At 39.8% G+C, this 12,790-nt stretch carries 10 protein-coding genes and 1 tRNA gene; 5 read left to right on the top strand and 6 right to left on the bottom strand.

The window, feature by feature from the left end; genetic code table 11:
* The first annotated feature begins 30 nt into the window (after nt 1-30).
* Both HY817_05425 and HY817_05420 read left to right on the top strand, forming a co-directional pair.
* Nucleotides 31-1,707, top strand: coding sequence for a hypothetical protein (locus tag HY817_05425; protein ID MBI4836668.1), 1,677 nt, complete (start codon nt 31-33; stop codon nt 1,705-1,707).
* 117 nt (nt 1,708-1,824) lie between these two features.
* The gene (locus tag HY817_05420) at nt 1,825-2,469 is read left to right on the top strand and encodes a hypothetical protein (GenBank protein ID MBI4836667.1); all 645 of its coding nucleotides are present in this window, start codon (nt 1,825-1,827) and stop codon (nt 2,467-2,469) included.
* Nucleotides 2,470-2,495: 26 nt separating this feature from the next.
* Here the strand turns inward: HY817_05420 and HY817_05415 are convergent, their stop codons facing one another.
* The gene (locus tag HY817_05415) at nt 2,496-3,989 is read right to left on the bottom strand and encodes a hypothetical protein (GenBank protein MBI4836666.1); all 1,494 of its coding nucleotides are present in this window, start codon (nt 3,987-3,989) and stop codon (nt 2,496-2,498) included.
* The gene (locus tag HY817_05410; protein MBI4836665.1) at nt 3,986-4,636 is read right to left on the bottom strand and encodes a hypothetical protein; all 651 of its coding nucleotides are present in this window, start codon (nt 4,634-4,636) and stop codon (nt 3,986-3,988) included. Before HY817_05410 ends, HY817_05415 begins: the two co-directional genes overlap by 4 nt.
* Before the next feature lie 79 nt (nt 4,637-4,715).
* Between HY817_05410 and lepB the strand changes: the two genes are divergently transcribed.
* Nucleotides 4,716-5,309 (top strand): signal peptidase I, encoded by a 594-nt coding sequence (gene lepB, locus HY817_05405; protein MBI4836664.1) that lies wholly within the window; start codon nt 4,716-4,718, stop codon nt 5,307-5,309.
* A 213-nt stretch (nt 5,310-5,522) separates the two neighbouring features.
* Here the strand turns inward: lepB and HY817_05400 are convergent, their stop codons facing one another.
* The 4 genes from HY817_05400 to HY817_05385 are packed head-to-tail and all read right to left on the bottom strand — an operon-like array spanning nt 5,523 to nt 9,971.
* Nucleotides 5,523-6,203 carry an ATP-binding cassette domain-containing protein gene (locus HY817_05400; protein MBI4836663.1) on the bottom strand — a complete coding sequence of 227 codons (681 nt, stop codon included), beginning with the start codon at nt 6,201-6,203 and terminating at the stop codon, nt 5,523-5,525.
* The gene (locus tag HY817_05395) at nt 6,200-6,760 is read right to left on the bottom strand and encodes a hypothetical protein (protein ID MBI4836662.1); all 561 of its coding nucleotides are present in this window, start codon (nt 6,758-6,760) and stop codon (nt 6,200-6,202) included. Before HY817_05395 ends, HY817_05400 begins: the two co-directional genes overlap by 4 nt.
* Nucleotides 6,761-6,796: 36 nt before the next feature.
* The gene (locus HY817_05390) at nt 6,797-7,825 is read right to left on the bottom strand and encodes a septal ring lytic transglycosylase RlpA family protein (protein ID MBI4836661.1); all 1,029 of its coding nucleotides are present in this window, start codon (nt 7,823-7,825) and stop codon (nt 6,797-6,799) included.
* A gap of 4 nt (nt 7,826-7,829) precedes the next feature.
* Nucleotides 7,830-9,971: a UvrD-helicase domain-containing protein gene (locus HY817_05385; protein MBI4836660.1), complete on the bottom strand. Its 2,142-nt coding sequence runs from the start codon at nt 9,969-9,971 to the stop codon at nt 7,830-7,832.
* A gap of 96 nt (nt 9,972-10,067) precedes the next feature.
* Between HY817_05385 and HY817_05380 the strand changes: the two genes are divergently transcribed.
* Together HY817_05380 and HY817_05375 are read left to right on the top strand one after the other, a co-directional pair.
* Nucleotides 10,068-11,936 (top strand): DUF3352 domain-containing protein, encoded by a 1,869-nt coding sequence (locus HY817_05380; protein MBI4836659.1) that lies wholly within the window; start codon nt 10,068-10,070, stop codon nt 11,934-11,936.
* A 115-nt stretch (nt 11,937-12,051) separates the two neighbouring features.
* Nucleotides 12,052-12,126: transfer RNA gene (locus HY817_05375), tRNA-Thr, on the top strand.
* The last annotated feature ends 664 nt before the right edge of the window (nt 12,127-12,790 follow it).

The raw sequence follows: 12,790 nt of genomic DNA, 5'->3' as shown, positions 1-12,790 counted from the left end.
TGCTATTGTTGCTATAGAAAATACGTTTCCATGATTACCCCTTGTCGGCAATGCCAAACCGATTTTGAAGTTACTGCTGAAGATAAAGAATTCTATCAAAAGGTTTCACCGATATTTAAGGGTATTTCTTACCATTTACCATCCCCCACCTTTTGCCCTGAATGTCGCGCTCAAAGGAGACTGGCCTTTCGAAATGAAAGGAAGTTTTATACTCGTCAATGTGCATTATGTACTAAGGATATTATTTCTATTCATCGCACCACCAATCCAGTCACTGTATATTGTCAACGCTGTTGGTGGAGTGATCGATGGGATCCACTGTCATATGGGAGAGATTTTGATTTTTCTCGACCATTTTTTGAACAGTTTGAAGACTTGTATCAGACTGTCCCCCAAATTGCTTTGATGAATGACAATGGCGTAGCAAGCGAGAATTGTGAATACACCCAAGATTTTGCCTTTGGTAAAAATTGCTACCTTGCTATTGCCAGCTGGAAAGTAAAAGACTGTATGTATTGTGATGCTGTATATAATTCTGCCGATATAGTGGATTCCACAAATATTGTCAGTGGCAGCGAACTAGTCTATGAATCCATCCACAGTCTAAATCTCTATAGTTGTGCCTTTTTAGCGCTTTCAGAAAATTGTAGCAATTGTTGGTTTGGACTTGACTTAAAAGGATGCAAAGATTGTTTTTGCTGTTTTGGTTTGAGGCAAAAACAGTATTGCATTTTTAATCAGCCTTACAGTGAATCCGAATATAAAGAAAAAGTGCAGACATTCGATACTGGCTCCTACCAAGGATTAGAAACTATCAAAGCTCAATTTACTGAGTGGCTCAAACAATTCCCTAAGAAATATCTCCACATGAGCAACTGCGAAGAGTCCTTAGGAGATAATTTAATAAATTGTAAAAATACTTTTAGCTTTGATTTATTAAAAGCGGAACATTGCAAATATTATGTACGTGGTGAGGATGCTCAATGGTGTTATGACATCCATCAAAGCGGCTGCCTCCAATGGTGCTATGAGGGCATCACTCCCGACAATGCTTATATGGCACTATTCACCCTTTGGTGTTGGAAAAGTAAATTCACTCTCTATAGTGACAATTGTCATAGTAGTGAGCATGTTTTTGGTTGTACTGGTTTAAAAAGAGGGAATTATTGCATATTGAACAAACAATATACCAAAGAGGCTTATGAAGAATTGGCAGCAAGAATTATCCAACACATGAAATCAACCAATGAATGGGGTGAATTTTTCCCCATTTCCTTGTCGCCTTTTCCATACAATGACACCTTGGCTCAAGAACACTATCCCCTGACTCAAGAAGTAGCAAAGAAAAGAGCTATTCGCTTTGAAGAAGAGCCACTGAAAGAAAGTATTGAAAGTATAAGTAATGACTTACCTGACAATATTAAAAATATTCCAGATAGTATATTTAAAGAAACTCTATCGTGCTTAACCTGTAATAAGAACTATCGATTGATTGAACAAGAGTTAGCCTTCTATCGTAAAATGCAGCTTCCTATTCCCAGAAAGTGTTTTCATTGTCGTCATTTTGAAAGACTCAAAAGACAAAATCCCCGCCAACTTTTTGCCCGCAACTGCAGTGAGTGTGATATATCCTTAATGACTACTTACCCCTTGGTAAGAGAGCCCAAGGTACTTTGTGAGCCTTGCTATAATAAGCGGGTATATTGAGGCATTTTTCTAACAAATCATCACTTCGTCAGCAATTTCAGATCTCAAATCTAGAGTGGCACTGGCAAATAGCCAACAAGAAAGAAATATGGTAATTTGCTATTCAAAATATTACTCATGTCTATTGAGAGAAGAAAATCACTACGCTTGGTAGAAAGGCCCACAGAAGGGCAAAAAGTGATTACCCTATCAGGAACATGGGATCTTATACAACAGATCGGCCGCATAGTATGTGGCTATTCTGAAAGTAAGAAAGTCGGTGAATGTTATAGATTAGCTAAGATTTCAGTAAAAAACTTTGCTGTTGTCTCGGCACAAGCAGAAATCATTGTAAGCCTAATAACTCCTCATACACCTGCGGGCCATACAGCAGTGGTAATTGAGAATAGTCGTCAGCGAGAAGATGGAATTACTTTGTCCGTAAGCTCAACCTCAATTGTAGGGTTCTATGATAATGTCGGCACAAAAGGCATCTCTATAGAATTAGAATTTGATGATGAAGATCGCTCTGAAAGTGATTCACAAGAGCCGACAATTATAAGCATTATTGATTTTAGTTCGCCACTAGTGGAGATAATAAATGGGTCCACAGCACAGTTCTGGCAGATACTGAGTAGAGATTTGGGTCGCCAAGCTTCAGAAACAGATGCTGTAGCGTTTTTCCTCGCAGAATGTCAGGTATTGTACCCTTTACTTGAGCAACTAAAAGAAGCCCTAACTAGATATCCCACACGGGCAGCTATCAAAGCAGCTTTAAAGTAATTCGGCTGTTCTTGATTGAGGAAATGTTACCTTTTTTTCTCTGTCACCATCCATTCCAATCTTTTGCCCAAAGCCAATCTTGTCTGAGCATCAATGGCTGGAATAGCACCAAATATTATGGTGACAAATGGCGAGAATATCCATTGGACTACTTGCATCACATGTTGCCACCATGGATAACGCTTTTTGGGAGCCGGCAGGAGCATGATACTGATCACCAAGGCGCTCGAAAGGCCCAGCATGGCCAAGGTAAGCAAGTTGCTAGTAATAATGGGCAGGTTAAAGGCTAACACTGTATTACGAAAGCTCTCATTTAAAAGTGGAAACCAACCAGACACAAACAATAACAGTGGCGCTGTCGCGCGAGGTATATGGCCAGCTAAAAGCCTTAAAGTTTCCTCAATTTTAATATTAAGAGGGATTTTTTTATTTCGCAAAAATTCCGGCATAATCAAAGCAAAGTCTGAGGCCCCCCAAGCCCAGCGACGCAGCTGGACATATTGGCCAATATAAGTACGAATGTAACCTTCATTGAGCACGGCATCTTGATACACTGGCGTAAACACGGGTAATACTTTGTGCTTGCCAGAAAACGCTACCAAATGACGCCAATACTGTACTCCATCTTCAATAATACTAGTCTTATCCCAGAAATCATCACATTTTAAAGTTTCAAAGCTCATGCCATAGCAAGCAAAGGTCTTCAGACTTTCGGAACGGTTTGCTTCCATCATAAGCCAAAAAGAAGAGCCAGTAGCTACTACTCTCATCAATGCCGGTACATCCCAGATATTATTGTGATACATGGGAATAAACTGATAAATAGTATTGGCGTTTTTACCATTTTTTAGCGCTTGGAAAGCAAAACTTGCACAATGATGGGGATGAAGCTGCACATCGCCATCCATCACACTTACTAATATGTCAGAGAATGGTATTCCTTGCGGGACCAAGAAATCACGCTCAAAAGATTGCGCAGCATACATCATATTAGCTCCCTTGCCCTTCACTTCACCAACTATGCCGTCAGGATGAACGTACAAAAATGCCTCACCGAATGTATCCTTGAACTCAGCCAACACTTTTTGGGCATTATGCAATGTTTTTTCTCCTCCTCTTTCCTCAATCGCTAGAATAAAAAAAATCTTTGCCAAAGGATACTGCTGCTTCTTTAGAGCTTCGAGAGCACTATGCATAATTGCTATCGACTCTTGATAATACGGTAATATGATTAAATGATACGGCCATTGATTCTGATCAGGATATTGAGCCCTTAATTCTGCTGGCCAATCGGTTTGCAAGGATTTTTGCAGACGACGATAAGATTGCACCAAGTCAATATTTAATCGCACCGATCGAAGTAACCAGTAAACATCAAATAAAATAACAAAAATTGCTACTTGAGCTGGGACATAAAAGGAAAGGATAAAAGGCAATAGCAAAATTGACCAAGTAATCAGGGCTGGTATTATTTCAAATAAACGAATTTCCCATCGCGGAATTAAACTGCGCTCAATCATTTCTTTTTCTTTATATCTTTTTGTTTCATCACCATCACTTGATGTGCCTTCACATTAAAAGAAACGGGATCACTTTCTGGAGTTACCGCCAAAAGATTTTGCAAAGCACTTTTGAGTTGATCTATCTGTTCTTGTTTAGCATCCTCAGATTTGGGAGCCACCTCCTCTTTCGCCGCTAGCACCATCTTTTGCCATTCACGAACTTTGGGAACCATACTTAATACTAGCTCCGTATTAGCACCAGTTACTTTCAGGTCACCAAACTGAAAAAAGGTCGGAATTATCCCCTTGATCTCATAGGAAACTCCTTCCATATTTTCAAAATTTAAACGCTTTGCTTGACTATGAAAAAATCCATGCCAGTCAATATTGATCACACATGACTTACTTACCAACAAGGCATCATAAAACCAATCGATAAAATCCTGCAAGAAAAGGATCACGATATAAATAACCCAGATTGCTAAAATAGGCGCTAACATGGGATGCCAATAGAGCCACAAGATCATCCCAGGAAACACTAAAGCTAAGGCGACTAATTTGATCAGTGCTTGGGCGACAGCCCACCAATGTTTGTGGATCACATAGACAATCTCCTCTCCATCTTCTAGGAACTTTTGAAAAAACAAACGATCTAAAAAATTCATACAAAATTTACCTTTAGCAGGGTAGCAGAAAGGATAGAGAGTTGGTATACTTGACGTACTAAAATTGTCCTCATTTGCCATGCTAGAGAATAGAAGCCGCTTACGGGAAAATCTAAAAATACTCGCTGATCTTCTTTATAATATTGCTATCATTGTAGTAATCGTAGCAGTAGTACGCTATACATTGATTTCGCCTTTTCAAGTAAATGGCAGCAGCATGATTCCCAATCTACAAAATGCTGAGTTCCTTATGGTCGATAAATTAAGCTATTACCTACATGAGCCGCAAAGAGGAGATATCATTGTCCTCATTCCCCCACCCGATACTGATCTTTATTACGTTAAAAGAATTATTGGCCTACCGGGAGAAAAAATTGAGTTTCTTGATGGTCAGGTAATTATTCATAATGACGCGCATCCAGAAGGCAAAAAACTAGATGAGCCTTACCTGTCTGCTGAGAATGAAAAAACCTATTGGCCGACCCATGAGAATAAAATTATTGATATCCCTCCTGAGAATTATTTTGTCATGGGAGACAATCGTAGAGCTAGTAATGATTCCCGTTCATGGGGCATACTCAATAGACATAACATTGAAGGCCGGGCTTGGTTTGTATTTTTGCCTTTAAATGGCATACGGCTTTTATCACACCAAGATTATACGAACACTTAGGTGAGAATTGGCTAAAAAAATGAAGGGCATTTTGGCAGCCCGAGGCAGACAAAAATTGCCAACTAGATCTGCATCAGATCTCTCCACGAGGTCGAGATGACATTGGAGAAGGTTTAGTTGATAAGTGTATTCGTCAGTTTTTATTTTAATAGGAAAAAACTGACATAATTGTTAGGATAACCAATACATTAAAATGAATCTTCATTATTCACTCTACCGGCCAGGATATCGTGCCTGGGGTAAGTCTGACTTTACTTTTCCATCTTCCAAAAAGATCACTCTTTCTTGAAAGAAATTAACTACCTCGGGATCATGTGTAGTCAAAATTACTGTTGTACCTTGGCCATGAATTTGCCGTAATAAGTTGAGAATTGTGTCAGTTCCCTCAGGATCTAAATTACCAGTTGGCTCATCTGCAATAAGTAACCTTGGTCGATGGACTAAGGCTCTAGCTATCGCCACTCTTTGTTGCTCTCCGCCTGAAAGTGTCAGTGGGAAAGCATCACGAATATGGGACAATTCGAGTTTTGCTAGCACTTCATCTACTTGGCTTTGAATAGTTGCTTCAGGAACGTCAGTTACCTCAAGGGCAAAGGCAACATTTTCAAACACTGTTTTTTCTGGTAATAAGCGGTAATCCTGAAATACCATACCTACTTTTCGACGAAACTTTTGTAATGTGCCTGGTCTCATCTCTGTGACAATCAAGCCATCAACACTCACCACACCCAGATCCGTTTTTTCTACTCCTAAAATTAATTTGGCTAAGGTAGTCTTACCCGCTCCACTTCTACCAACAATCGAGACAAATTCACCAGCTTCAATGGTCAGACTAACATTGTCCAACACCGCTCTACCACCATACATTTTTACCACTTGCTGAAAACGAATCATACAATCAGTGCTTGAGCTTTGATTTGTTCACTTTCGCCATCAAGCTCAGATGCTTTAATAGTAAGCTCTTGGACTGAAGCCATTGGTGGTGGGGTAAGATCTTTGATCAAGACCTCTTTATCAGCACTGACACAATAGACAATATAAGTCGGTGCTAAATGTGAAATTGCCTCTTGGACATTGCTTTTGTTAGCCTCATCGGTAACCCAAACCATTAACCCAGCGACATTACTCAGATACTCATTATCTTTATCTAATGATTTAAGAGCAGTATCTACCGCTATCAACCAATATTTGCCTTCTAAAGCAATGACAAAACAACCCATGTGTAAACCAATGATTGAGGTATCACTACGTTCATATTCACCTGGCCAATCACAAATTAGCACTTCTCTATTACTTTTAGTGGTTTTTGTTTCACTGAAGGTAACCACTATTTTCACCTCAGGAAATTTGTTAATAAGACCATTGATCTGACTAGGATTAGGAATAAACAATATTGGGGCATTGCTTGTTTTTGCCAACACATTTTGGTCTGAAAGACTACGCAGTTCCATAGGAAAAAGCTGATAAATGACAATCGGATGATACCATTACTCGACAATGAGATCCAAGCGTACGGACACTACCCCACTAGAAAGTGAAGCTATTTGTTGAAATGCCGCCGGAGTGAGATCAATCACTCTACCAGTAATGTAGGGACCGCGATCAATAATTTTAACCACGACACTTTTACCATTATTCACATTAGTCACCTTCACCAAGCTACCAAAAGGTAATGTTTTATGAGCAGCGACCATTTCAGTGAGCCTAATAGGAGGTCCTGAGGCAGTACGGCTACCATCTAGACTAGCACTATAAAAACTCGCTTTGCCATTTTCTATTGTTTCTGTTTGTGCTGGCATTTTGGTACCAACTTTGACAATTTCATCTTGCGGCTCAGATAGTATCTCTGTTCTTAGTAATTTCTTTTCTTTTAATTGATCGCCAATATACACCAGATTATAGGTCTCTTCTTTTTTCCCTAACAATCCCTCTTGTTCAACTATTCTTTTACCAATAGTCAGTGTGGCATCTCTTTTCTCTACCTTTTTGAAAGCAATATCTACTTTCCTTTTCAATTTTTCTTCTCTCTCCGCCAAAATTTGAATTTTTATCTCAGGTTCTAGCCAGGCAGAAACTTCCGGAATCACTCGCTGCTGATCAGTAAGAACTATTTCTTGTTCATTCAAAACATCTCCTACCGTGGTGCCACGACTAAAAACTTTGCTCTCCTCCCCCAGGACATTGATAAGCTGCACCGGCACAGCATGACGAATAATGACATGCATGCCAGATTCCAGGGATGTAGTCATTTCTGGCCATAAATAATCTTGCTCATAGACAATGATATTTTCTTTTCGCAAACAGACACCGACAGTATCATCACTGCATAGCAAGGCATAATTAGCACCATCAATAGTCAAGGTGTACTCTTTAGCTTCTGCTGTAATCAAAGTGCTGTTTCGCCAATTCAGGTACCAAGCACCAATGACAATAAAAAAAGCAATTAAGGGCAAACCATACATTAATTGTTTACGCTTGCGTGTTTTTTTGATCCGAGGATGCAGCACTGAAGACATACAATTAAGCCAATTTTTCTAACGGTGCGATCGAGGCCGCTAATTTTTTAACGCCCTTTCCAGGAAAAGCGACACTAATCACATCCCCTCTAACCTCAACTACCAAACCATCACCAAAACTTTTATGCCTTACTTTTTCTCCAGTTTTGTATAGCACCTCAGCTGTAATTGTCTGCACCTGTTGAATAGAAATTTGGGCATTACCCAAGGACCCCAATCGCGGTGAACTTCTTTCACTTTGACTGACCAAATGTTGGGGAATTTCATCAATAAATCGCGACCGAGAATTGGACTGAATATTGCCATAGATAGAGCGACGCCGAGTGTAAAAGAGATACAATTTATGAGCAGCTCTCGTCATAGCCACATACATTAGCCGACGCTCTTCTTCACTTTGCTCAGGATCAAGCTGCGTACGTGAATGAGGAAAAATATTTTCTTCTAGACCAGCAATATAAACTGTGGAAAATTCCAACCCCTTAGCGGCATGAACCGACATTAAGGTCACACCATTTTTTTCGTCTTTTAAATTATCCATATCAGAGATCAGCGCGACTTCTTCCAGAAAAGTAGCTAGCGAAAATTCTGGAGCTAAATGATCATATTTCTGTGATACAGTTAAAAGTTCTTGCACATTTTGGTAACGCTCCTCACCTTCTTCGGTACCATCCAGAAGATATTCTTTGTAACCAGTTCTCTCCACTACTGCTTTGATCAATTGACTAGCAGTCATTTCCTGACCAAGCTCTTGTAAACGCTGTAACAATTGTAAGAAATTACCTATCGCCTGCTTCGTCCCCGCATTCAGTTCACCCATTTCGTAAGCACGGGCCAAGCCTAGATTGACAGCGATAGGTTCTGTACCAAAATAGATTTTAATTTTATCCCAAGCGATTTTACCAATCTTTCGAGGAGGAACATTGATAATTCTTTGTAAAGCAATAGTGTTTTGAGGGTTCACAATTAAAGAAAGATAGGCCAATACATCTTTTATTTCTTGTCTTTCGTAGAAACGCACTCCCCCCACGATTTGATACGAGATACCCAATCGCAACAAGGCCTCTTCCAAAGGACGGGATTGTGCATTAGTGCGATAGAGCACTACTTGATCACGTAGAGCACATTCAGCAGTGCGAATTTTTTCGGCAATCAGCATTGCCTCTTCTCGCTCATCATAAGCTTCAACTACTTCAATCAAGTCACCTTGCTCTCGATCAGTCCATAATTTTTTATCCGTACGAGTACGATTTTTTTCAATAATACTATGAGAAGCATCCAAGATTAATTGAGTAGAACGATAATTCCGTTCCAACTTAACCATTTTTGCTTCAGGGTAATCTTTTTCGAAATTTAAAATATTCCGAATATCGGCACCACGCCAACTATAAATTCCTTGCCAGTCATCCCCCACCACCATCAAATTACGATACTTTTCTGCCAGCAACTTGAGAAAAGTATATTGGGCATGATTAGTATCTTGGTACTCATCAACCAAGAAGTAATGAAAGCGCTCTTGATAACGATCTAGCACTTCAGGAAAATGTTGGAATAACTGTACGGTTTTAAAAATAAGATCATCAAAATCCAAAGCATTATTGGCATGCAATGCTTGTTCATACAAAGGGTAAATCTGTGCTACCGTCTCTTCAAAGTAATCTCTTGCTTTTAGTTTATATTGATCTGCCGCAATCAGTTCTGACTTGGCTTGTGAGATGCAGCCCAAAACAGCCTGAGGAACAAATTTCTTAGGGTCTAGATTTAATCTCGCCAATACTTCTCTCAATACTTGTAATTGATCATTGGTATCATAAATTACAAAGCTATTTTTAAAACCGAGATAATGAATATCTGCCCGTAGAAAACGGGCACAAATGGAATGGAATGTACCTAATAACGGAGTGCCACTAGCAGGCCCCGCTTCTTGTAACAATTTCTCTACCCGATTACGCATTTCTTGGGCCGCTTTATTAGTAAAGGTAACTGCCAAAATACGATTACCATCAATACCGCGATCAGCCATTAAATAGGCTACTCGATAGGTTAGCGCTTTAGTTTTGCCTGAACCAGCACCTGCTAAAACCAGCAAAGGACCGCCAAGATGGGTCACAACTTCCCTTTGTTGTTCATTCAAAGTCTCAATATTCATAAATAACAGAAAATAGCTTATAGATACCAATTCTGCTGTATTTTACTTAAGTTTGATTAAACGGTAAACTCCCCATGATGTCATTTACCCTATTTTATGCGACGTCTTGCGACAATTGTGCTTAGTATTGTCATTATTCTTGGCTTAGGTAGTGCAACGTATGCTTATGTAGCCAATCAAAGAGCATGGTGGCCATTTACTAATTCTACTGTTTCGACCACTGCTAGCAATAATTTTGCCGAATTGCTGCCTCCCGATCCCGTGCTATACGCCCATCTAGATTTAGCAAATCCTAGTGTAATGAGCAGATTAGCTAGCAACGCTGAATTGTTGAAGAATATCAATACCCTTAAGGGCGGCTTGCAACAAATGGGTAATTATATTTTGCAAAGCTCACTTAATGCTAGCCTAGCGACTGATACTAGTACTCAGGCCGAAGTGGAAGGTAAAGTGGTGCAGGCTTTAGAGTATTTGGCAGGTAAGAAAATCCATATTGGTTGGGTAGCAGATGCCGTTCAGCAAACTGAGATGAGTAGCGATATCATTATTGGTATCGAGAGTAAATCAGCCGAAGAAGCTAAACAAACAATCGTTACCTTAAAAGGATTTTTAGCAAATAATGAAGCCAATTTAGTAACCAAAGAAATCCAAATCAACAATCACGCTGTCACTGAAATTACTCACAACAGCACACCAGTCCCCACCGCAACTGATATCACTGGCCAATCAACAGTATTACCAGTACCCACTGTTGAAACTAGTACCGCTACTTTTATCACCAATATCAATAATCAATTGGTAATGCTGACTGCTAATCGAGCAGCTATGGAGCAAGTGTTACAAAAAAGCACTAATCCTGCACTACCAAATTTCAAGCAAAATCCTCAATTCAATAGTTTGATCACTAAAATCAGTGGCCCCCAATTAGGTATTGTTTATCTAAATAACAACAAATATTTAACCGCATTTCAACAACCCGGCATGAATACTGGCGGTACTGAAGCACTTAATCAAGCTCTCTATCAAGCTCTGGCTCAAAATCCAATGTACCGGTCACATTCCATTAGTGGTATCACTCTCAACGATAAGGGTCTATATAGTGATACATTTATGGCCTTTGCCGATCCAGCAATTGCTCAAACCTATGCCAATGCAGCTTCCACTTATGTTACCAGCATTCCCGAAAATACCCTTTATTTTATTGAAGGTAATAATTTGAATCAGCAATTGGGCATGGTGATTGGCCCACTATTGCAAGCATTAGAGACAGAGGCTGCTACTATGGGAGACCCAGGTCCAGTTAGTATGATTCGTGAATTTGAACAAGCTAATAACATTAGTATTCAAGCAGACATTGCACCTTTATTTGCCAAGACTACAGCACTTACGTTTCATCGCAATGAAAGTATCTTGATGCCATTGGCTCTAACGGTTATTACTGAGGTACAAGATATGGTTCGCGCTCAAGCAACAATGGATAAATTAACTAATGCTATTGTTACCGAAGCTAATACTTTAGCAGGGATACCAATGCCAGCTCCTACTACTGAAAACATTAATGGTGTTACTGTTCATTCATTTGGTTCTCTCGACGGCACGGAAACGCTCTACAATTATGGCTTTTTGAAAGATAATAAATCTTTGGTGATCAGCAGTGCCCAATCCGGCATCAAAAAGATCATTGATACCCTCGCTCAGCCCACTACATCATTGGGCCAATCTGGTAAATATCCTGCCTTATTGAAACAGATCAATGGCGCGAATAGTATTATGTATTTTGATATCAAAGGTTTAGCTGACGCCTTCTTACCATTTGTTACTATGGCAATGGAACAAGAACAAATTCAAATCTATACTGAACAAGTCAAACCTCTAATCGATATACTAAACAATTTAGCAGGCTACAACGTGGTAGAAGGAGGTATGCTTAAGAGTGTGATGCAGTTACAGTTGGTGTCTCAATAAATGATTGTCAGCAGGTGATAGCATGAAGAACTATTACCTGCTTTTTTGTGCCGACCTAGCTCAACGGTAGAGCGACAGTATCGCCCGCCTTCCATAGTACAACTTAATCAACCGTGCCGATGTAGCTCAGTGGTAGAGCGATCCCTTCGTAAGGGAAAGGCCGGAGGTTCAACTCCTCTCATCGGCTCCAATATGTACGGCGGACAGGTAAACTGTAGGTTGAGGGTTCAAATCCCTTGGTCGGCTCCACGAGCATCAAGGGTGCTCGAAGAATCAGATTGAGAATAAAAGAGACTTGATTAATATTATTCACATGGCTATAGATCCCAACAGATGGTATCCCGAATATCGCAGAGAGAGTCATCAGCCTGAAAGGCGAAACATTGTAGCTTTAGTAAGTGCTATTTTAATAGGAGGTTTGTATTTAGACTACAGATATTTTCCTGAAAAATTACCACAAATACGCCATCAAATTATATCCATACTACACTCCCATAGGGATTGACCGAAAATGGTCAGGAAAACCTATAGACTTTGCTCTCTACCTCGTTTACCGGTGCTCTTATTCTTTATTTGTTATTTTTACCCTTTTCTATTCGCTCAGAGTTAGTTCCGCGAGTAGGAAAAATAAGGGAAAGCTCGTTTTTGGCAACCCGTCCATTAATCATATTTACGCAAGTCGGCTCAAGATAACAGCAAGTTCAAAAGATTCAGGTTAAATTAACGAATGAGTTGGAGGAAGTTAATATTTGAGTGACCAAACTCAATTAACTTCCCCTTCAAATGTATCATACGATCTTGCGCAGAATAATATCTCATCCCCAGTACGCACTTATACTTGTCAGAAAGCTCGT

Source organism: Candidatus Abawacabacteria bacterium (assembly GCA_016207805.1).
In the GTDB taxonomy this organism is placed as follows: Bacteria; Patescibacteriota; Gracilibacteria; order RBG-16-42-10; family RBG-16-42-10; genus JACQZO01.
This window is presented reverse-complemented; position numbering and strand designations above follow the sequence as displayed.

Excerpts from the sequence above, each read along its gene's own strand:
- HY817_05425 (MBI4836668.1), top strand. The coding sequence starts at position 31 with ATGATTACCCCTTGTCGGCAATGCCAAACCGATTTTGAAGTTACTGCT.
- HY817_05420 (MBI4836667.1), top strand. The coding sequence starts at position 1,825 with ATGTCTATTGAGAGAAGAAAATCACTACGCTTGGTAGAAAGGCCCACA.
- HY817_05415 (MBI4836666.1), bottom strand. The coding sequence starts at position 3,989 with ATGATTGAGCGCAGTTTAATTCCGCGATGGGAAATTCGTTTATTTGAA.
- HY817_05410 (MBI4836665.1), bottom strand. The coding sequence starts at position 4,636 with ATGAATTTTTTAGATCGTTTGTTTTTTCAAAAGTTCCTAGAAGATGGA.
- lepB (MBI4836664.1), top strand. The coding sequence starts at position 4,716 with ATGCTAGAGAATAGAAGCCGCTTACGGGAAAATCTAAAAATACTCGCT.
- HY817_05400 (MBI4836663.1), bottom strand. The coding sequence starts at position 6,203 with ATGATTCGTTTTCAGCAAGTGGTAAAAATGTATGGTGGTAGAGCGGTG.
- HY817_05395 (MBI4836662.1), bottom strand. The coding sequence starts at position 6,760 with ATGGAACTGCGTAGTCTTTCAGACCAAAATGTGTTGGCAAAAACAAGC.
- HY817_05390 (MBI4836661.1), bottom strand. The coding sequence starts at position 7,825 with ATGTCTTCAGTGCTGCATCCTCGGATCAAAAAAACACGCAAGCGTAAA.
- HY817_05385 (MBI4836660.1), bottom strand. The coding sequence starts at position 9,971 with ATGAATATTGAGACTTTGAATGAACAACAAAGGGAAGTTGTGACCCAT.
- HY817_05380 (MBI4836659.1), top strand. The coding sequence starts at position 10,068 with ATGCGACGTCTTGCGACAATTGTGCTTAGTATTGTCATTATTCTTGGC.